General features: G+C 43.0%; 15 protein-coding genes and 1 pseudogene. 10 read left to right on the top strand and 6 right to left on the bottom strand.

Annotated elements, in window-relative coordinates:
• The first annotated feature begins 145 nt into the window (after positions 1-145).
• The 8 genes and pseudogenes from radC to FXV91_RS05155 all read left to right on the top strand — a co-directional run bounded on the left by radC (position 146) and on the right by FXV91_RS05155 (position 10,433).
• Positions 146-835 carry a DNA repair protein RadC gene (gene radC, locus FXV91_RS05120; RefSeq protein ID WP_229389057.1) on the top strand — a complete coding sequence of 230 codons (690 nt, stop codon included), beginning with the start codon at positions 146-148 and terminating at the stop codon, positions 833-835.
• A 351-nt stretch (positions 836-1,186) separates the two neighbouring features.
• Positions 1,187-1,764, top strand: a pseudogene (locus tag FXV91_RS05125) (flavodoxin family protein).
• A 963-nt stretch (positions 1,765-2,727) separates the two neighbouring features.
• Complete coding sequence (mmp11, locus tag FXV91_RS05130; protein WP_229389059.1) at positions 2,728-3,768, top strand: methanogenesis marker protein 11; 1,041 nt, start codon at positions 2,728-2,730, stop codon at positions 3,766-3,768.
• 120 nt (positions 3,769-3,888) lie between these two features.
• Positions 3,889-5,631: an indolepyruvate ferredoxin oxidoreductase subunit alpha gene (locus tag FXV91_RS05135; protein WP_229389061.1), complete on the top strand. Its 1,743-nt coding sequence runs from the start codon at positions 3,889-3,891 to the stop codon at positions 5,629-5,631.
• A gap of 1,157 nt (positions 5,632-6,788) precedes the next feature.
• On the top strand, positions 6,789-6,953 hold the full coding sequence (locus tag FXV91_RS05140) for a hypothetical protein (protein WP_229389064.1): 165 nt from the start codon (positions 6,789-6,791) through the stop codon (positions 6,951-6,953).
• Between the two features lie 118 nt (positions 6,954-7,071).
• Positions 7,072-9,399: a DUF3160 domain-containing protein gene (locus tag FXV91_RS05145; RefSeq protein ID WP_229389066.1), complete on the top strand. Its 2,328-nt coding sequence runs from the start codon at positions 7,072-7,074 to the stop codon at positions 9,397-9,399.
• A gap of 365 nt (positions 9,400-9,764) precedes the next feature.
• Entirely contained in the window at positions 9,765-9,920 is a 156-nt protein-coding gene (locus FXV91_RS05150) for a hydrogenase maturation nickel metallochaperone HypA (RefSeq protein ID WP_229389068.1), read from the top strand.
• A gap of 27 nt (positions 9,921-9,947) precedes the next feature.
• A complete protein-coding gene (locus FXV91_RS05155) occupies positions 9,948-10,433 on the top strand; it encodes a hypothetical protein (protein WP_229389071.1) in 486 nt (161 codons plus the stop codon).
• Positions 10,434-10,771: 338 nt separating this feature from the next.
• Here FXV91_RS05155 and FXV91_RS05160 read toward each other — a convergent pair whose 3' ends face one another.
• Positions 10,772-11,989 carry a homocitrate synthase family protein gene (locus FXV91_RS05160; protein WP_229389075.1) on the bottom strand — a complete coding sequence of 406 codons (1,218 nt, stop codon included), beginning with the start codon at positions 11,987-11,989 and terminating at the stop codon, positions 10,772-10,774.
• Between FXV91_RS05160 and FXV91_RS05165 the strand changes: the two genes are divergently transcribed.
• Positions 11,988-12,254: a hypothetical protein gene (locus FXV91_RS05165; protein ID WP_229389077.1), complete on the top strand. Its 267-nt coding sequence runs from the start codon at positions 11,988-11,990 to the stop codon at positions 12,252-12,254. The genes FXV91_RS05160 and FXV91_RS05165 overlap by 2 nt on opposite strands.
• Positions 12,255-12,439: 185 nt before the next feature.
• On the opposite strand, the gene FXV91_RS05170 is transcribed toward FXV91_RS05165, so the two are convergent.
• The 5 genes from FXV91_RS05170 to FXV91_RS05190 form a co-directional block, all read right to left on the bottom strand.
• Positions 12,440-13,267, bottom strand: coding sequence for an NAD(+)/NADH kinase (locus FXV91_RS05170; protein ID WP_229389080.1), 828 nt, complete (start codon positions 13,265-13,267; stop codon positions 12,440-12,442).
• Position 13,268: 1 nt separating this feature from the next.
• Positions 13,269-14,072 (bottom strand): bifunctional fructose-bisphosphatase/inositol-phosphate phosphatase, encoded by an 804-nt coding sequence (locus tag FXV91_RS05175; protein WP_229389082.1) that lies wholly within the window; start codon positions 14,070-14,072, stop codon positions 13,269-13,271.
• A gap of 155 nt (positions 14,073-14,227) precedes the next feature.
• Complete coding sequence (locus tag FXV91_RS05180) at positions 14,228-15,235, bottom strand: type II glyceraldehyde-3-phosphate dehydrogenase (protein WP_229389085.1); 1,008 nt, start codon at positions 15,233-15,235, stop codon at positions 14,228-14,230.
• A gap of 645 nt (positions 15,236-15,880) precedes the next feature.
• A complete protein-coding gene (locus tag FXV91_RS05185) occupies positions 15,881-16,069 on the bottom strand; it encodes a CooT family nickel-binding protein (RefSeq protein ID WP_229389087.1) in 189 nt (62 codons plus the stop codon).
• A 238-nt stretch (positions 16,070-16,307) separates the two neighbouring features.
• Entirely contained in the window at positions 16,308-17,189 is an 882-nt protein-coding gene (locus FXV91_RS05190) for a DUF89 domain-containing protein (protein WP_229389090.1), read from the bottom strand.
• Positions 17,190-17,547: 358 nt separating this feature from the next.
• Here FXV91_RS05190 and FXV91_RS05195 point away from each other — a divergent pair, with 358 nt between their 5' ends.
• Positions 17,548-19,029: an alkaline phosphatase family protein gene (locus FXV91_RS05195; protein ID WP_229389092.1), complete on the top strand. Its 1,482-nt coding sequence runs from the start codon at positions 17,548-17,550 to the stop codon at positions 19,027-19,029.
• Positions 19,030-19,331: the final 302 nt, after the last annotated feature.

Genomic DNA, 19,331 nt, shown 5'->3' on the forward strand with positions numbered 1-19,331 from the left:
TAATAGTATTACATACTGTCAGTCACATACTGTCAGCCCGAAAACGTACTACCAATAAGAGCACATAAGAGCACAGATGAGTGCCGTATACAGCAGGCCTGCTGGTCGTGAGTACTTTTTCGGTTCAGGAGATGGGGGATAAAATGTGGAAGTAACCAAAATAAGGATTCAGGACCTTCCTGAGGAAGAGCGTCCCAGGGAACGTTTAATTAAGAACGGACCGGAATCCCTTTCAAACGCCGAACTGCTTGGGATAGTCCTGAGGACAGGCTCAAGGGAAGAGAATGTTGTCAGCCTGTGTAGCCGGATATTCTCGGAATATAGCATAAAACAGCTCAGCCTTGCAAATGTTTCAAGGCTTACGCAGGTCCATGGGGTAGGAAAGGCAAAAGCTGCCCAGATAGCTGCGGTCTTTGAGCTCGCAAGGCGGCTTGAGACTTTTGTGGAAGAGCCGAAAAGAAAAATCTGCTCCCCAAAAGATGTCTATGCCCTGATGTATCCTAAAATGCGCGAACAAAAAAAAGAAAAATTTATAACACTGTATCTTGATACAAAAAACCAGATCCTTAAAGAAGAGGTAGTATCCATAGGCAGCCTGAACGCCAGCATCGTTCACCCGCGTGAAGTTTTTAAATCTGCACTTATGGAATCATCGGCATCCGTGATTATGGTTCACAACCACCCCTCAGGAGACCCGAGCCCGAGCAGGGAGGACATAATGGTTACCGAAAAGCTGGTTGAGGGAGGAAAGCTCCTTGGCATCGACATCCTTGATCACATAATAATAGGAGACGGCAGATACGTGAGCCTTAAAGATGAAGGGTTTGTAAGATAGAGACAATTAAAGCTCCCGCCAAAACTTTCAAAGTGCCGAAAGTTTCAAAACCGAAGTTCTCAAAACCGAAGTTCTCAAAACCGAAGTTCTCAAAACCGAAATCTTCAAAGTACCGAAGACCTCAAAGTACCGAAAATCTTCATATAACTCATTTTATGATAGCGTTTAAAATTTCATTTAACTTTAAGGCTCCCTTTAATGAATGCTTACCTTTAATGAACAGAATTGGGCAAGTTGGCGAATAAATTCTATCTACTTGTTTGCAGGATATGCATTATACGATGAATTTAAGATATAGTTTAAGATATTGAAAAGGTAGGAAAAGTAAAAAATAAAAACGAGTTGAAACTTATGAAAGTTATAGGTATTAACGGAAGTCCACGGAAAAACGGTAATACCGCAATCCTGATTCAAACCGTATTTAACGAGCTCATAAAAGAGGGAATTGAAACAGAACTTATTCAGCTTTCGGAAAATAAAGTGGAAGGTTGTAAAGCCTGTCGGGCTTGCCATAAAAACAGGAATAAACAATGCATTATTACAGATGATTTTTTCAATGAGTGCCTTGCAAAAATGATAGCCTCAGATGGAATTATTCTTGGTTCTCCTGTGTATTCTGCTGGTGTGACTTCGCAGATGAAAGCCTTGATTGACAGGGCAAGTATGGTACTGGCAGGAAATAAAGGATTACTTAAACATAAAGTGGGAGCATCCGTTATAGCCGCTCGCCGTGGTGGGCTATCAGTGCTTTTGATACCCTTAACAACTTTTTGTACAGTAAAGAAATGTTCCTTGTAGGTTCAAGTTACTGGAACATGGTTTACGGAAATGCCATAGGAGAGGTTGAACAGGATCAGGAAGGCATTGAAAACATGAAAAACCTCGGACAAAATATGGCATGGATATTGAAAAAAATCCATAATAGTTGAGATAATACGGTTAGATACTTATTGTTAGATGCTTACGCTCGATTCCAATTTACCCGGCAAACCACTACTTTATTCAACTTGCTAAACCTATGATGCTTTGAAAAATTTAGAAAATTGAAAGGAAATCTGCGGGAAGTGGATTCTATGCGTTTTCGGCACAAGCCGCACACTCTATTTTTCGGACTGTCCTATTTCCCGGAGAAAAGGATAGCAATGTTTTAGGGCAAAAGCGTTGCTGTTTTGGTTAAACTCTTCATATTTTGATGAAGGAAGTCTTTCATTAACTTTGCCTATGACAATAGTATCGGAGCAGTTACTTAATCTCTCATGGTTGAACGCTATGAGTAATGAACTGACTTCACAGTACAAAGGCTGGTCATTAGTTACAAGTTTGGCACTATTTTGTGAGGGATTATTTGTGAGTTTGATACTATCTTATGATCCTAATAACTCTAAACCACCAACCACTACTAAATGACCCCCAAAACATCGTCTAGGATTCCGAACTTTGGGAATTCGAACGAAAATCCCTGAACTGACCGTTTCTCTCGATTTCAACCCCGAAAAATGGCTACTTCCTCAAAATCGGACATAATACAGGGTTGAAATTCATCCAGTCTTATTCTGAATAGGGTTGAGTGATTTTCCATCTTAGTAAAAAACTCGCAGTTTCTTTTTATTTTCATTGAGAGAATTGGCGCGAAAACCGGAAAATCAACGCATATTTATACGATTGAAGATAGGCTCTATTCTACGCTGTAACTTCTGCCCTTGTGGGTGTATTGCTGCATCGACATAAGATAGCTGCGCTTTGTATTTTGCGAAGCATTTATATTTAGCAGCCATTCTATTATCGTATCACTCGATTCAAACTCTTTAACTTCTAAAAAATATCACACTATACAAATCAGGTAAAGTAACCTGATTTTTCAATAATGCATTAATAGAGCATATCTACAGGAAATGGGCTTTCGACAAACAATTATCCTCCCACTTTCTATCCCCCGTAAAAAGGAGGTCTTCGGCATTACAAAACATATAAACGCCTGTGCACTGGACAACAGACAGACAGAGGAAGTAAATCTTGATGATCCTTACACTGTGCCTTACAGGGGCATTTATGCGGTCTGTGACGCGAAAAACGAATACGCGGAGATTATCGAACACTCCAACTGCTACAGCGGGGCAGCCTGGTCCCTTTACCATTATGCAAAGGCTCCTCTTATCCTGAAAGCCCGTTCAACGGGAAACATGATCCGTTATTTCATGAAAACAGGAACCTCAAAGCTCGAACTCAAACCCTCGGTTGCAGCCGCAGGCATAGAATCCGTGATCGTGCAGGGAGACGAAGTGGAGATTACCTATGCAGGGCTGGGGGGTGGAGGCGTTGGTGCAACCCGCTGCAGAGCATTTGCTGATGGAGTTCTGCGTTACAGGATTTCCGAGTCCGGAGGAGAGCGCTGTGCAAAAGGCACAATTGTGGTTCCCCGGAGAGACCGTGTTCTTATAGGCATAGATGATACAGATTCAAAGGAAATCGGAGCTACCTGGACCCTGACCCATAACATCGCAAAGGAACTGGACTGCCAGGAAGCCGTGTACCTTTCCCATGCCCTTGTCCAGCTCTTCCCTGTCCCTGAAAAAACCCAGAACTGCATGTCAACTGTCCTGGAATTCGGTTGTGTGGACAAAAAAGCAAAGTCAAGGCTTATAGATTCTTTTAAAAAAACCCTCGAAAAATACAGCGCATCCAAAGAAACAGGACTTGTAGTACTATCTGATTTTTATGCAAAAGGGCTTTACTCGTACAGCAACCGCTGCCGGACAGAAAGAGTCTTGAAAGCGGATACCCTACGCTGCGCCGAAGAAAACAATGTAGAAGTCCTGCTTAACGGCAATGGGGTAATAGGTGCTCTTGCTTCCCTTCCCTGGTTCGGGAGACCCGAAGAATCCATTATTCCTGGAACAGAGATAAAGCCGATGAGCATGGAAAAGATTAACTAAACATACCTGATAAACAACCTGATTAAACATACTTAATTAACATATCTAATATAAACACACCTAATTAAACGGTACCGGAATATACTCGAAACTCCTATAATTCCCGGGTGGGGAGTCAACTTGAAAGAAGAAGCCGTATGTGAAATAGCATGTAACGGGTTTGAAGCCCTTCATCTTGCAGTCATCGACAGCGATGTCGCACTTATAATAGGAGTTCCCGGGTACCCTGTTACTTCCCTGATGGAACTTTTTTTGAAAACAGACATGCCATTAACTAATACACACAATACACACAAATCAACTTACAGGGCTAACTGGCTTACAAACGAGAAAGTTGCCCTGGAAATAGCTCTCGGAGCCTCTGTTTCGGGCAGAAGGGCCCTTGTGCTTGTAAAACACGTTGGTATGAATCTGCTTTCCGACCCCCTTATAACTTCGGTTACGCACACTATAGGTGCGGGTCTGGTAATCATTGCAGGAGACGATCCGGGTGTAAAAGGCTCTCAGAACGAGCAGGACTCCCGCTGGTATGGCAGGATCGCTGAAGTTGCAGTATTTGACCCGGTTAATCCCGATACTGCGTACAGAACTCTCAGACGGGCTTATGAGCTTTCGGAAGAAATCCGGGCTCCAGTAATTCTAAGAGTAACCGCAGGTCTGGAGAAAACTGAAGGGAAAGTCAGGCGCCTTCCCGCTTCTTCAGCTGTCCACCCCCTGTTTGACCGTTCGATCTGGGGACTCCGGATGATGGAAAAGCACCAGCACTTTCATTCTAAAGTTTACCCGATACTTGAAGCAGAAGCCGAAAATACTGACCTGAACAAAGTAACAGAAGAAATAGAAGAAGAAATAGAAGAAGAAATAGAAGAAGAAATCGAAGCAGACACACAGACTTCTGAACAGAAAGAAGTCGAAAGGATTAAAGGCGTTAAACAGATCGGAATCATCTCTTCAGGTTTTGCATCTTCAGTTGTCGAAACCATATTGAAAAAACCAGGCTATTCTTACGGATTTTCTCATCTGATTCTCAACCTTGTAAATCCACTTCCCCTTCAGAAAATAGGAGATTTCCTTAAGAATAACCGGAGGGTACTGGTAGCTGAAGAGTCAGAACCCTTCATAGAAGAGCATATCCGGATTTCAGGCAATGTCTGCGGCAAAAAAACGGGACACCTCCCATACGGGCAAATAATGCCTGAAGATATCGAGTTTGCCCTTGAGCATATCGAGGAAGAAACAGTTTCAAGTCCCGTAGATTCTATACGTACCGAATTCAGGAAAAAAGACAGAGCTGCCATCTGTGAAGACTGCCCCTATCTCCCACTTTACCATTTTCTCCGTATATCTGACATTCAGGTCGCCGGAGATATGGGATGTTCTGTCCGGAGCGCCCCCGAACCCCTTGCTGCAGTTGATGTCAGCTTTGCCCTGGGCTCGGCAATCTCGGTTGCCTGCGGCTTTGAGAAGAAAGGTATAGCCGTAATCGGAGACTTTGCCCTTGCACATTCCGGCATCCTCGGTCTCTTAAATGCTGCAAGCGAAGGTTATGAAGTGCTTGTACTTGTACTTCAGAATGAAGTCGCAGCCATGACAGGAGGGCAGAAAGTCCCTGAACTGAAGAAAGTGGTAGAGGCCATAGTGCCTGATGTGTCGGTTTTTAATTTAGATGGGGAAGAAGGAAAAGAAGTTCAAGATTGGGAAAAAAAGAGAGAGGGTAATACCGGAAAGGAAATTGAAAAGGAAATGGGAAAAGAAGTGAAAAAGTCAACCCCATACTCGGAACTTTCAGACCTTATCAGGGAAAAACTCGCCCTTCCGGGAACTTCGGTGATTTTTATAAAAGGCAAATGCAGAAAATATTGAAGCATTAAGTTCTTTTATTTGATTTTATTTCATGTTATTTTATTTATTTATTTATTTAGTTAGTTAGTTAGTTAGTTAGTTAGTTAGTTAGTTAGTTAGTTAGTTAGTTAGTTAGTTAGTTAGTTAGTTAGTTAGTTATTTTAACTTTTGATGCATTTGAATCGGGTAATTATTCAAATCAAGTAATATATTCATCTATAAGTTTTTCTTTCGATTTTTCTTTTTTCTGATTTTTCTCATTTTCGTTATTCTTTCTTTGAGAGAACGCTCTCCTGCGTCGAGTGTAACAGGACGACCCAGTATGGTGAATAAGGTTGTACTGGTCATGAATATTTGAATAAATCATCCGAGCAAAGCTCACTACTAAAACTCATAACTTAGTCCTCTTGAGCGAAGCGCAGCGGAGCGAAAAGGACCGCGTACTCCCGAGGCGCAATTCGGGCGAGGCACAATTCGGGCGAGGCGCAATTTGGAAGGGAAAAGCTATAGTTTTATAATTTAGTCTGCTTGAGCGAGCGAAGCGAGTGAAACAGACCTCGTGCTCCCGAAGCGGAACTCGGGAAGCGAAACTCGGGAAGCGAAACTCGGGAAGCGAAACTCGGGAAGTGAAACTCGGGTGACTCAACCAAGCATTCAGATTTTTGAGCCGTCTACTGTCATTTATTAGTGAAGAATATCAACATTACAAAAGTAGGCAACCAAACTTTTAACAGGACTTAAACTGTACTATTTTAACCTGAATTTATGCTGTTAACCCCCGCGAACTTAAAAAAATTATATTCACTCTCAGTCAGTTATATTTCTGCTTCCGGCAGGAAACAGTCAGCTTAATTCCCTGAGAATAATTAGCTTATTTTTCCTGATGAATCCAAAAAATATTTATCTCTATTTTTTGAGACTGGTTTTTTATCGAGTTTTCAATAAATCGGGTTTCTATTTGTTTTCAGAATCGAAAGCCTGTTCATTTTGAAACATAACTTCAAAACGGGTTGAAGTTTAACAAAAAATTAAATGCTTTGTGGAAAAATAAATAACCAAAGAGAAACAATTGATGTTAGGGAATTAGGGTACATATTATGCCTTAAACGAATAATTTTGAACGAATAATTTTGAAAACACCAGGAATAAAAAAATGGGAAGTAAAGGGGTGAATAAATTTGAACAGAACATTCCAGATTTTATTGATAGTAGGGGCTTTATTGCTTATCACTGGCACACTTCTTAATATCACCAGAGATCCGCTTCTCTTGAGTTCAGGAGCTGTGACTGCATTATTTATGATTTTGCTTTTCAGAATAGATCCTCTGAGCCCTCACGAATAATAGACTCTCTGAGCCCTTATAATAAGAGGGAAAAAGAGGGTTTTTCTTTTTTAGGTGTAAAAACTTAATTATTTTACGTCTGACTTATTTTTTATCAGTTTTGCCTGAGGTATAAATCATGGAATACAGAATCAAATTAGTATCAGTCTACCTGATGCTATTGCTTTTTGTCTTTTTTGCTGGCTGCTCCGGTCAGAGGACAGAACAGGACGCGCCCGGCTACGCCGCAGATGTACTTAAAACAGAAGCCGTAACTTATTCAGGAGTTCTGGGCAAGGGTGCCTCCCTGCCGATAAATTATAATCTGGAAGCTCTTGATGTCGAGTTAAAAGCGCCTTCTTACGAGTTGCCCCTGCAAAGGGACAAAATCTCCAATTATGGAACCTTTTCTACCAGAATCCCTCTGGACGCATCAGCTCTTGAGATTCTGGAAAAGAATGGTTTTGTGGTAATAGAAAACCCTTACAACCCCGCAGAAGAGGACATAACTTCAATGTACGTGACTCTCAAAGAAGAGGAGGTTCCTATTTTTATTACCACGGATTCCCTTCTGCACCTCTATCATATCCAGTTTGATGAGACCCTGCGCCAGATAGAGGAAAAGGAGTTTTATGATGCTATCTGGAAGACCGATCTTGCCCTGCTGGATGCCTCGGTCGAGAAATACAACAGCGCTTCAGGGGAAGAAAAAGAAGCCGTAAGAAGAAATACAGCTTACTTTGCGGTTGCTTTGAGCCTGCTCCAGCCGAAGCCCGAACAGGTACAGGCAGCAGAAGATCCTTATGGCTTTACTGATGAGGCTCTTTTCCCTGCAGGTTCGGCAGACCAGTACCAGTTTGAGATCCCTTCATTTGTAAAAGAAGAGGTTGAAACCGAACTGGCTCTTATCGAAAAGCACGAAGGCTTTAGTGTTTCTCCGATTTTCCTTTATAAAGAAGATTATTCTCAGTATGTGCCAAGGGGACACTACACTCACTCGGAGCTCCTGAAGAATTACTTCAAAGCTTTTATGTGGCACGGCAGGATGAGCATGCTTCTGAAGGGCGAACTGATCAAATCCGAAGACCCTGCAAAAGATGCCCGCATCCAGACTATCCAGGCAAGCCTGATCGCTTCAGAGCTCGAAAACTCGCCTGAACTTCTTGAAAACTGGGACCGAATCTACGGGGTTACGGCTTTTTACGTGGGTTTTTCCGATGACCTGGGACCTTATGAATACATGGAAGCCATGGACTCGGTCTTTGGAAATGGAGGAAGGGAGTTTAACGAAACAGTTGTAGAGGAACTGAAAACCGCACTTGCTGAATACCAGGGCCCAGAAATCTACGGCGGCACCGGAAACTGTTTGCTGGAACCGCCCTTCACGCCTGAGCAGGCTGACGAATGCCTTGAAAATACCACAGGTTTCCGCTTCATGGGACAGCGTTTCATCCCGGACTCTTACGTTTTCTCAAACCTTGTCGGAGCCTATACAGGTGAATATCAGGGAGAAAAGGAAGAGCCTTTCACTTTAGTAATTTCAGGGGCGGGAAGGCCTATTCGCGGTTTCCCTCGCGGGCTCGATGCAATGGCTTTTCTGGGTTCTGAAAGAGCTGTCTACTGGCTTAACGAATTAAACGATTCCAGTTACGAAAATTATAGTCTCCGGTACGGGGAACTGGACTCGGAGTTTTCGAATATCAGCGCAGCCGAGTGGAACAGGAACCTCTACTGGTCATGGCTTTATTCCCTCCAGCCTCTCCTGAATGATTATGGTGAAGGCTATCCCACCTTTATGCAAACCGATGCTTGGCAGGATAAAGAACTGAGCACTTCGCTTGCTTCCTGGACCGAACTCAGGCACGACACTATCCTCTATGCTAAGCAAAGCTATACTATAACTGAAACAGGCATGCCCATGCCTCCCGAAGAAAAACCGGTTGTAGGATACGTAGAGCCAGTCCCCGAATTTTACGCCAGGCTGCTTGCCCTAACGAAGATGGCAAACCAGGGGCTTGACGAAATGGGCGTGCTTGACCCCGCTTCAAAATCAAGGCTCGCGGACCTTGAAAGCATTCTTTCGAGTGTTCAGGCAATTTCGGAAAAAGAACTTGGAAATGAAGAGTTGACAGAAGAAGATTACGAATTCATCAAGAATTTCGGGGACCAGCTTGAAGGCGTCATAGACGATGTCGATGAGAAAGCAAGAAAAACTACGGTTGTGGCTGATGTCCATACCGATGGCAACACAAAAACCGTACTAGAAGAAGGAGTCGGATATGTGGACATGCTCGTAGTTGCGTATAAGCTTCCGGATGGCAGGATCCTCATAGGAGCCGGGCCCGTGATGAGTTATTACGAGTTCAAGCAGCCCATGTCCGACCGCCTGACCGACGAAAAATGGAGAGAAATACTGGAAACGCATCCACCGGAAAAGCCGGAGTGGACTTCCACCTACATTTCTTAATTTTTACTTTTTTGAATCAAAGAGATCGGTATAAGCTGAAAATTTCTGGAGAGCATAAGCAAGGAAAGGCTTTCCTGGATTCTTTTCGTTCAAAAGCCCTCATAGGAATCAAGTTTATTATCGATATTTTATTTTTTGAACTCCGGTATTTCATTTTTTGAATTCGGGATTCTTCTGGTGCTCTATTAATGAAGAAAGTATCCATCATCACAATGCTTTCGTGGAAAGGGTTGCCCTGATAGGAGAACTGCGATCAGAAATTACCCGGGAACAGATATGGAAAGGTATTAATTAGATAAGTATGAGTAATAATATGTGGATTAAATGATTATAGTAAGCCCTTGATAAACCATGAGGTGATAATTATGTGTAGCGTTGGAGACTCGTTTGATATTGATATGGAAGGAAAGTTGCCGTTTAAACAGTACGAATGCAAAGACTGTGGAAACAAATTCAAAGGCATTGGCAAGAATGTAAAATGCCCTTCCTGCCAGTCTGCAAATGTAACAGAATCTAAATAAACATGATTTTTAGATACTATTTTTAAGATGAAAATACAAGCTTCTTCTAAAGACATTTCACTGAAAGAAAGTGAAATGCTTCTCCTGCGCGGCACGGCAGGAACAGTAGCTATTGTAAAAGCAGGTCCGGACGGGCAGTTTTTTCTGGAAACCGAAAATGAAGAAATCGTACTCGGACTGGAGCCTCATGACCTGATTGTCGCTTCTTCGCTTTCAGTGGATGAGAAAACTGAGAAAGGGCTTAAATGCGTTCTCTTCATGATTCGGGAAATCAGGTCACCGTTAATAGTTCTTCCAAAGAACCATCCTGCATCACCAAGGCTCCCAATCGTAGTATCGGCTGGAAAAAAGACTGTTCTAAGCTGCAGTATCACACCTGGCACACACCCGAATCAAGACGTACTATGCGGTTCAAATGAATTTGATAGTCTGGAGATAACAGGAACACTGGAGGGCGTACAAATTAAAAATATGCCACAGTGTGAGGTATTAAAGGTTAATTTTGATATCTAATCAGCACACCTCTTTAATTCTATTACGCCGTTTTCTGCTTCCGTTAAGGGTGAACCGCCCCTCCTTACTCTACCTGAGCTCTTCGCCTCACGGCAGGTTTTTGAGAAAATTGCTTCCTTTGAGTTTTTACCTCATTTGAGTTTTCGGTTCTAAGAACCCGATACCTATCGGTAAACCTGTTTTTCGAAGATTATCAACAAATTATTGATAGCTTCATATGTATGTAGAATACTTAGAAAGAAAGTTAGATTCGGAAAAAAAGTTAGATTCGGAAAAAAAGTTAGATTTAGAAAAGAATTAGAATGAATCGTTAGAAACATTCTCATTTCTTATACACTTTAGATAGAAACCTTCTCTCTTCCACTGTCTAGGGTTTTCTGTTCCTGCCTGACCTGGGTAATTAGCTTTTCGAGCTGCTCCCGGGAAATGCTTTTGCGCTTTTCTTCGGTGCAGACCTTGACTTTTTCAATCAGAGCACAGAGTTCTTCCCTTTCAAGGCAGAAGCCGATACTGTTGATTATTCCTTTCAGGGCTTTTGTGCCTGTGTGCTTTCCGACGACAAGGTTGCGCTTTCCGCCAACCATCTCAGGGAGGAAGAGTTCGTAGGTCCGTGGTTCTTCAAGGATTGCAGCGACGTGGATTCCTGACTCATGAGTGAAGGCGTTCTGTCCGACAACAGCTTTGTTCACCGAGGGTGTAATGCCCGAGTATTCCGAGACCATTCTGGAAAGTGCAGTCAGCTTTGTTGTATCATAACGGTCTATCCCGTACTGCACCCTCAAAGCAACCATAACTTCTTCAAGGGAGGCATTTCCTGCCCTTTCTCCTATTGCATTGACTGTCGTATGAAGCTGCTTTGCCCCGGCTTCGGCGGCTGCAAGGGTGTTAGCTGTAGCCATGCCAAGGTCATCGTGACAGTGAATGCAGATTGAAGTATTTACGGACTTAAAGATCTCACTCACAAGATAGTGGGTTGTAGTAGGGTTCAGGATGCCCACTGTATCTGCAACGCTTACGTACTGCACTTTGTATTCACTTTCAACTTCCTTGAAAGCCTTCTTGAGGCGGTCAATAGGAGTGCGACTTGCATCTTCGGCTGCAAAACGTACTTTTAAACCGTGATCAGTTGCATATTCTATGGCTTCCTTAGCACAGCCGAGCATATCCTCGAGACTTCGGTGGTACTTGTATTTGAGGTGCATGTCGGACATTGCAATGAAAATGCTGACAATATCAACATCACATTCAAGGGCAGCGTCGACATCCCCTTTTACTGCTCTTGAGAGACAGCAGATCCTTGAATTAAAGCCCTGCCTTGCAATTTCCTTTACGGTTTCCTTTTCGTATGCGGAAACTACTGGAAATCCGGCTTCTATAACCTCGATACCCATGGAATCAAGTTTACTGGCTACTGCCAGCTTCTGTTCTTTCGTGAACACAACGCCAGGGGTCTGTTCCCCATCGCGCAGGGTCACGTCACAGATTTCGATATCAAGGGGGCGATATTCGATGAAGTCCATAAGTGTGTTTCTGGAGTACTGCTCGCTCTCTGACATGGTTGCTGTTTCCCGTGATTTTTCTCAATTTGAGGAATTTTTGATTATTTTTAATGATATTTGTATCAACTGCCCTGAAAAAAAATTCAAAGGCCTGGATAAGAAAGTACGTGGCGAAAACACCATTAAAAGTCAAAAAATCTTATATTTAGCAGAATTAAGCATTAGCTTTACCTACACATGTATAAATGTTTTCCTTGGAGGAAAAGAGTTTCCGGGAACAATATTCCTACTTTTGGGCTACTATTTTCGGAGAAAAAATTAGCTTTCAGTTTTTTAACGTGAGAGATAAAAGTATCAGGGAAATAACTTCAGAAGATAAATCTCAGGGGATACATTTGAGCGAATTATTTAAGGAGTAAAACGGACCTCAGGAAAAAGGTTCTGAAAACCTACGTTCATAAAGAAATTAAAATTAAAGAAGAATCAAACCTGAAAGAAGGCTTTTCTTCAGGAAAGTTTCCGCTGAACTCTCTCATAAAAGCATGTATCTGAAATCCTCACGAAACGTGCAGGATATTTTGATTTCCTCAATTTGACAATATCATCAGGCTTGATCCTGTAAGACTTCTGACCGTCAATGGCAATTACAGCCTCTTTTTTATGGTCTGACAATTTTACTGTAATCTCACTGTCCGAAGGGATGACCCAGGGCCTTGAAGAGAGTTTGAAAGGGGCAACAGGAACCACCACAATTGCATTTACCCTCGGATTTATGATAGGACCCCCTGCACTCATTGCATAGGCAGTCGAGCCTGTGGGAGTTGCAAAAACCACACCATCCGCACGCATTTCATCAAGAAGGCAGTCACTGACATATACTTCAAACTGAATAATCTTTGCGGGTTTTGCAGACATTACTGCGATCTCGTTGGTAGCGGTTTCAAGCATTTCCCCATTAAGGAAGACATCCACGCGCATCCTTTCGAGATACGAAAAACCGTAGAGGACCTCTTCTATGGTCTCAATCGCATCTTCAGGCTCCACATCTACGAGAAAACCGAGGGTTCCCATATTAATTCCCAGTACAGGGAGAGGATCTTTCATTTTGGCAATGTTCCGCAGGACTGTCCCGTCACCTCCCACACTTATGATAAGCTCGACTCCCTCATCCCTCATCTTTTCTATCGGAGTCCCTTCGATGTCAAGGACGTCAGCTGTGGCAGTTGAGACATATATCTGCACCTTCGACTGGAAGTTAGCTATAATGCTCCTTACCATATCAAGTACGTCAGGTCTATCACAGCGTGATGCGAGACCTATTTTTTTAATTGCCAAATTATCCACCTGAGAGCAAGCTTAAAAGTTTATTATGTACGTGTCCGTTGGACGCTACCATCTCCACCCTCGCGGTAACGTTATCAGGAAGCCTTAAAGTTTTTCCGTATCCGTCCGTAACAAGCCCACCGGCTTCTTCAAGGATAAGCTGCCCTGCCGCCACATCAGTTACACGCAGAGCTTTTCGGACATCCACAAAAGCATCAAGCCTGCCGGAAGCTACATAACATAGTTCAAGAGCCACACTCCCGAACAGCCTCACACGCCGGACATTGCTATATATCTTTCTGGTCCTTTCCACGTTCTGCCTGTAGCCGTATACACTGACACATAGGTTCTTCAGGTCCGAATTCATGGAGGTTTTAATTTTATTCCCATTAAGATATGCTCCCTTTCCAGCTTCTGCATAATACTCTTCTTTGAGTGCAAGGTTACTCACATACCCGAACTTGAGGTCTGCAAGGTCGTGAGAGGCAAAAGCTATTGAAACGCTGTAGAAAGGAATTCCTGCAGAGGCATTATATGTCCCGTCGAGGGGGTCAAGCACAACAGAGAACTCAGGGGAACTACCGATAATGAGTTCGCCTAGCTCCTCACTGATTACCCTCATGGGCCTGCCGTCGGCTTTAAACACCTCGACTATAGCGTCCTCTGCAACCTGGTCTATACTCGTAGTCGGTGTCCCGTCAGCTCCCATGCATACGAAGCTGCTTGCCGAATCAGTGCCCACAAGCTCAGAAGTTGCATCGTATGCAGCCTTAAAAGCCTCCCGGCACAGCTTTAAAAAATTTGAATCTGAAATCATATAAAGGTCGGATCCTTCTTATCTCGGGATTCCTGCTCCCATAACCCGTTTTTTCGGGTTAGGGAAACAGAGGTATCAAAAATCAGGACTCAGGCAGCTCGTCAGAAAGTTCATCAGAGAACCCGGAAACCTGGAAATAGAGCTCTGGAAGAGACTTAGAACCCAAGGGCTTTGTTTGTTTTCTGGATTGATTTTGCACCGTCGCTTTCAAGCTCCATCATTGCGCGGATAGCATCCACATTTTCCGGAACAACGATTGATTCCTGGTGGATTGCCTGGAAGAAGTAGAACTCCTTTTCATGCACTGTAATGGACTCAGGCCAGATGCAGTTCTCCCACATATCATTTCTTGGGCGTCCCATATCCCTGGCAAATTCAATGATCTCGGCTGTTGAACCGATACCCTGCCCCACGAAACGGATTCTTGACTGAGAACCGAAGATCTTTTTGATGTCCTCGGCAGTGCAGTCAGTATTGACTTCCATATTTACGGTATGCAGGTGCATGAGAGTTGTCGGAATTTTCATGGCTGCGGTTGTGATGTTGATGTGGGGCAGCACGCTCTTAATGTCAGGCCCGTGGTGGGACGGGAGCTTTATCGGGTCAGGAACGATTGCATTAATAGGCCCCTTCTTAACATCATTGGGGTCTACAGCTCTCCTTGCAAGGGTTACTCTCACCTTTTTTACCCCTAACTCCCTGTCTATCGGGAAGATAACCCTGCAGAGCCCTGTTGTATTGCAGGAGACAACTCTTACCAGGTCACGGCCAAGAGCCCCTTCATAATTGCTGGCTGCATTAAAGGAGAAACCTGCAAGCGGGTGACTCTCTCCTCCCTGCCAGATTGCTTTTACCCCGGCTTTTTCATACATTGGCTTGTTTGCTTCCCCAACCCCTCCAGGTGTGCAGTCAACTACCAGTTCAGCTTTCTCTACCATTTCTTCAATGGTTCCGGCTATCGGCATGCCTGCCTTCTCAAAGGCTCCGGCATTCTCAGCAGGGGCATATATGTCATACCCTTTCTGGTGAGCTACTGCAGCTTCATAGTTAGGCTTCGTTTTGGAAACCCCTATGACTTCCATATCGTCCTGAGCCTGTACGGCGTCTGCAACTCTTTTCCCTATAGTTCCGTAACCGTTTACTGCAATCTTTGCTTTAACCATTTGTGATCCTGTCCTGTTTAATTCTCTTTTACCCAATCAGGATTTAGTTTAAATTCAGTTTAAATTATAGTTAAACAATAGCCTGAGCAGCTGAAAATTTGGTTTTTCCTGACTTGCGATTTCCGGGCAGTGAATACGCAAACTCAAAGTTTAGGTATAAATTTAAAGTGTTTCATGAATTTATAATGTACGTATGATTTAAAAGACACTGCAAACTGCCCGATTTTCGACCTAAGATATTATTTAATGATAGGAATTTTTGGATGTTTTATTTTACACCTGAGTGTGATATCTTAGATCACATTGAGGTTATAGACTAGGAACAGATAAATGCTTTTCCCGGGGAGCTATTATTGATCAAAGAAAGTAGAAGAGAGATTCGGGTTTTCGGAGCTTCCAGACTGTTTTCCTGAGGTCAGGACTCCAAATCTGCGTATCATCACTCGGTGTAACTGAAACTCTTGAAAGAAAAAACTGCCTTCAGGAGAAAAACTGAAAGGGTAAAGAGGAAAATACTTCTATTACCTGAATCGACTGGCACATAAGGCAGGGTTACAAAGAATCAGAGTAAAAAGGACCGGAAAAAAGGAAAAAACTCGGAACCAGGAAAAGATCAGGAAAAGATCAGAAAAAATAGGAAAAGGTTCAATCTGCAAGAATAAGGGCTTCTCCACGTGAAAAATTAACCTCTTTTAGTGAGCCTCCAACTGTCATTTTGTCTCCGAGAATTCCTGTAAGCTGGATTGAGTTGCCTTCAACCAGGATCTTTGCTACGGAATCCATAACTCTCTCACGCGTATCTCCACGAAGCAGAATAACGTTGATTTCGCACATTTTGTGTTCTCCCTTAAATCTGATTTAATTCATTTATTAAAAAAATTATTTACCTTTAAAAATTATTTACCTTTATTAGTTTATTCACTACGTGATATATCGGTTTTTATTACCCTTATGCAATATTCAGATATATCTAATTTAACTTATCTAATTTGATTTTTTTCATTGTCTACAGGTTATTATTTGTTGCCCCGATCAATAAATAGATGCCGAAAAAATCCGGCAGGCACTAACTTCAGGGGAAGTTCATCAGTCTTGCAACCGACAGGCCCTGTTCAAGCCCTAGGTCTTCAGCCACACACTCGCACTTTGTAAGAAGCATATAAGCAATCGGCCCGAAGTTATGTTCTGAGAGAGTCTCGTAATTTGCCATGCCCTTGCTGATTATTAAAGTAGCGTCTTTCATGGCTTTGAGTAATTCGGGAGGAGCTTCCTCTACAAGGATGCCCACTGCATTTGAGCCTGTAGTCATTACCTTATCAACCTTTTTGTCGATTTGAAACTCTGCTACTTCTTCCAGAGTTACGTCTGTAAGGATGGGACCTCCACGCACAACCAGGGTAATTTTTCCACCGAGCTTTTTAATCACGTCAAAAACGATCATATCAAAAAGAATTTCTCCACAATTGTCAGCAATATAGACAACGTCCTGAAGAAGTTCCATCATTTTCAGGGTGTCATCAACGTCAAGCCCGTGCTCGAAAAATTTCAGAAAAGCAGCTTCAAATTTATCCTCGCTTGCATCAAAACCCATAATCCCGAAATCAAAATAATTGGCAATAACCGATGCCAGCACTGCCCGCCTGAAGAGTTCCCCGTCATCAGGAGAATTTTCGTAAATTTTTTCTTTTGCTGCGGGCAGGACTTTTAATGCAGCCTGGTTGATTAACTTTTTTGTAACCTTATACGGATCATTGTCTTCCAGGACTTCATAGCACTTCCTGTGAATTTTAGTGGCTACAGATGCTGACACTGCCTCCGGGCTATAATGTTTGTTCATGACTCCAAGGCACTCATGGAGAGTCTTGCTTATCAGATCTTCATCGTCAGTAGAAAGCTTTGACTGAAAATGTACTCGGGAAAGCAGGCAGTAGGTACATCGTGGGCTCATCTTCATAGGAATTCTTCCTGTTTTTAGGATTATGGATAGGGTTTTTCAGAATATTTTTCAGAATATTACTGATATGTGCGGCAAATGTTATACATTTACTCTTTCTGGAATAGTGAACCTTTAAAAATAAACCTTTAAAAAGGTAACCTGAAATCCGGATACGAGAAAAATATATATTAAAATATTCTACTACAGTCCCATATTTATGCATCCTCAGTTTCGCAAAATTGATCAGCAGCGAACATGGATCAAGAAGCGAACTTTAAGAGCAAACCTTTTTGAGAAGATAAATTCTTTATAGAGGAGGTGTGTAAAATAATTTACAATGATATCCGGAACACGAAATTTCAATCCCTTTTCAATTATGGTTTTACTTACAGCAGCACTGCTGATCTTTTCTGCAGCCTTTCCAGCTCCTGCCTCTGCACTTACCGAAGTCGAGGTAAACCCTGTCGATACGCCGGCAGGGGTAGTCGTGTTGATCGTTGATGGCTTAAGCGCACCTTTTATCTATCCCGAGCTTACGCCGCATGCACTTGACGGTGCACCCCTTGAAAAAGCCAGGCTTGAGAATATTCCGGAAATTGGAAAAAACAGCGCACGGATTATCGAGTTTCGTGTTCCTCAGACATTTACCGAAGGAGGGCATTCAGTCCTTGTTACCGGGAACCCGGGCGCAGACAGTGAGTTTGTCAGTTTTAAAGACGCAAGTATTTTTGATGTTTTACATCAAGCGGACTACCTCTGCATTGCGGTAATGGAAAAAGGAGATTCCTGGTCAATCTGCGCTGAACAGGATGCTGTCCTAAGAGATAAAAACAACTCTATAAAGAATATGGAGATAATGCTTGAGCAATATGATCATTCCCTGGATTCTCAAGTGCCTTCCGGGCTTTTGCAGCTGATGGAAAAGGAGGCTGACAGGGCTCCGGGATATGTTACCTCTAAAGAGACAAGGGAGAGGTATAACGGGTATAACAGGTGGGGAATTGAGGCCGCCTGTGCTGTCGTGAACTATATGGCAAAAAACATGCCAGGACAAAAATACCTCTTAACTGTCAACGTAGGGGCGATTGATATGAGCGGGCACTACAGGGACAACTACGGGTATATAGACTGCATCGAAAGCCTCGATTCCGAACTTTTGCCCCTTTATAAATTATGTGAAAAAAATGACCTTGCTTTTGTCCTGACCGCAGACCATGGGATGGCTTTTTCGGCAGATGGTTCTAAAGGAGGTCATCAGTCCGAAAAATACTCGGTTTCGGATGAAGCGCAGCTGGTTCCCCTTATTGTATATGCTCAGGACGTTGAGAGCGGGGTTGTCAGAGGAGATTTCGGGCAGGAGGATTTTGCTCCAACCCTTCTTGGAATCCTTAATATCCCGGACAGGCCCAGGTTTGCACAGGGAGAGCAGATCCTGCTTACAGGTCACGTAAACCTGAAAGTCAAGCTTCCGGAAAAAGGGTCCGTAGAACTTAGGAAGGACGGAAAGGTGATCTCATCCCCAGAAAACGACGACCAGTTCCTTTTCCTCGGACTTGAGTCGCAGAATTCCTATACTGTCAGGGCTGTTCTTGATTCCGGAAATAGCCTTGAAGAAAAGGAAAAAGAGATTTTTCTAAAAACCGACTCGGTGATCGATTTCGGGAATAAAGAAACCGAAATAAAGAAAAGCGAATCCTCCCTGGCGGGAGCAAAAGAAGAAACCAGTTCTGCAGGTATTTTCGGAGAAGGAAACTCAGTTTTTGGCAGTAACTCAAAGCACCTGATAGGATATTTCCTGATAGGGGCAATAAACCTTGCAGGATTTTTTATCATTATGAGGGTCCTGAAAAAAGAATGAAGAAACACTCAGGGCTCTTAAAAAGCTGTAGAGCAAGGAAAAAGCTGCAGAAATTTTAAAAATCTGTTCTGAAAAATGGGGCACATCCGGCTACCTGATTGATATTATGGGAAGAAAGCCCTGCGTAGTTAATGTTTTTGTTTTTACCTATTACCTGTTTTTACCTATCATTTGTTTATACTTCACATAAGCAGGCGGGCGTGAGCGGCTCATGAGTTGCTGTAATGAATCAAGTTGCAGTGACACACCCCGAGCAAGCTGGCGGGGTATTCGACTGAAAATAAAAGGATGATCTCATAAAG

Origin of the sequence: Methanosarcina sp. DH2 (genome assembly GCF_020804225.1) — an archaeon.
Lineage (GTDB): Archaea > Halobacteriota > Methanosarcinia > Methanosarcinales > Methanosarcinaceae > Methanosarcina.

Bases quoted from the DNA above. Each gene is read 5' to 3' on its own strand.
- mmp11 (WP_229389059.1), top strand. From the start codon at position 2,728: ATGGGCTTTCGACAAACAATTATCCTCCCACTTTCTATCCCCCGTAAA.
- FXV91_RS05165 (WP_229389077.1), top strand. From the start codon at position 11,988: ATGGTTGCTGTTTCCCGTGATTTTTCTCAATTTGAGGAATTTTTGATT.
- FXV91_RS05190 (WP_229389090.1), bottom strand. From the start codon at position 17,189: ATGAAGATGAGCCCACGATGTACCTACTGCCTGCTTTCCCGAGTACAT.
- FXV91_RS05150 (WP_229389068.1), top strand. From the start codon at position 9,765: ATGTGTAGCGTTGGAGACTCGTTTGATATTGATATGGAAGGAAAGTTG.
- FXV91_RS05175 (WP_229389082.1), bottom strand. From the start codon at position 14,072: ATGATTTCAGATTCAAATTTTTTAAAGCTGTGCCGGGAGGCTTTTAAG.
- FXV91_RS05180 (WP_229389085.1), bottom strand. From the start codon at position 15,235: ATGGTTAAAGCAAAGATTGCAGTAAACGGTTACGGAACTATAGGGAAA.
- FXV91_RS05145 (WP_229389066.1), top strand. From the start codon at position 7,072: ATGGAATACAGAATCAAATTAGTATCAGTCTACCTGATGCTATTGCTT.
- FXV91_RS05155 (WP_229389071.1), top strand. From the start codon at position 9,948: ATGAAAATACAAGCTTCTTCTAAAGACATTTCACTGAAAGAAAGTGAA.
- FXV91_RS05160 (WP_229389075.1), bottom strand. From the start codon at position 11,989: ATGTCAGAGAGCGAGCAGTACTCCAGAAACACACTTATGGACTTCATC.
- FXV91_RS05195 (WP_229389092.1), top strand. From the start codon at position 17,548: ATGGTTTTACTTACAGCAGCACTGCTGATCTTTTCTGCAGCCTTTCCA.
- FXV91_RS05185 (WP_229389087.1), bottom strand. From the start codon at position 16,069: ATGTGCGAAATCAACGTTATTCTGCTTCGTGGAGATACGCGTGAGAGA.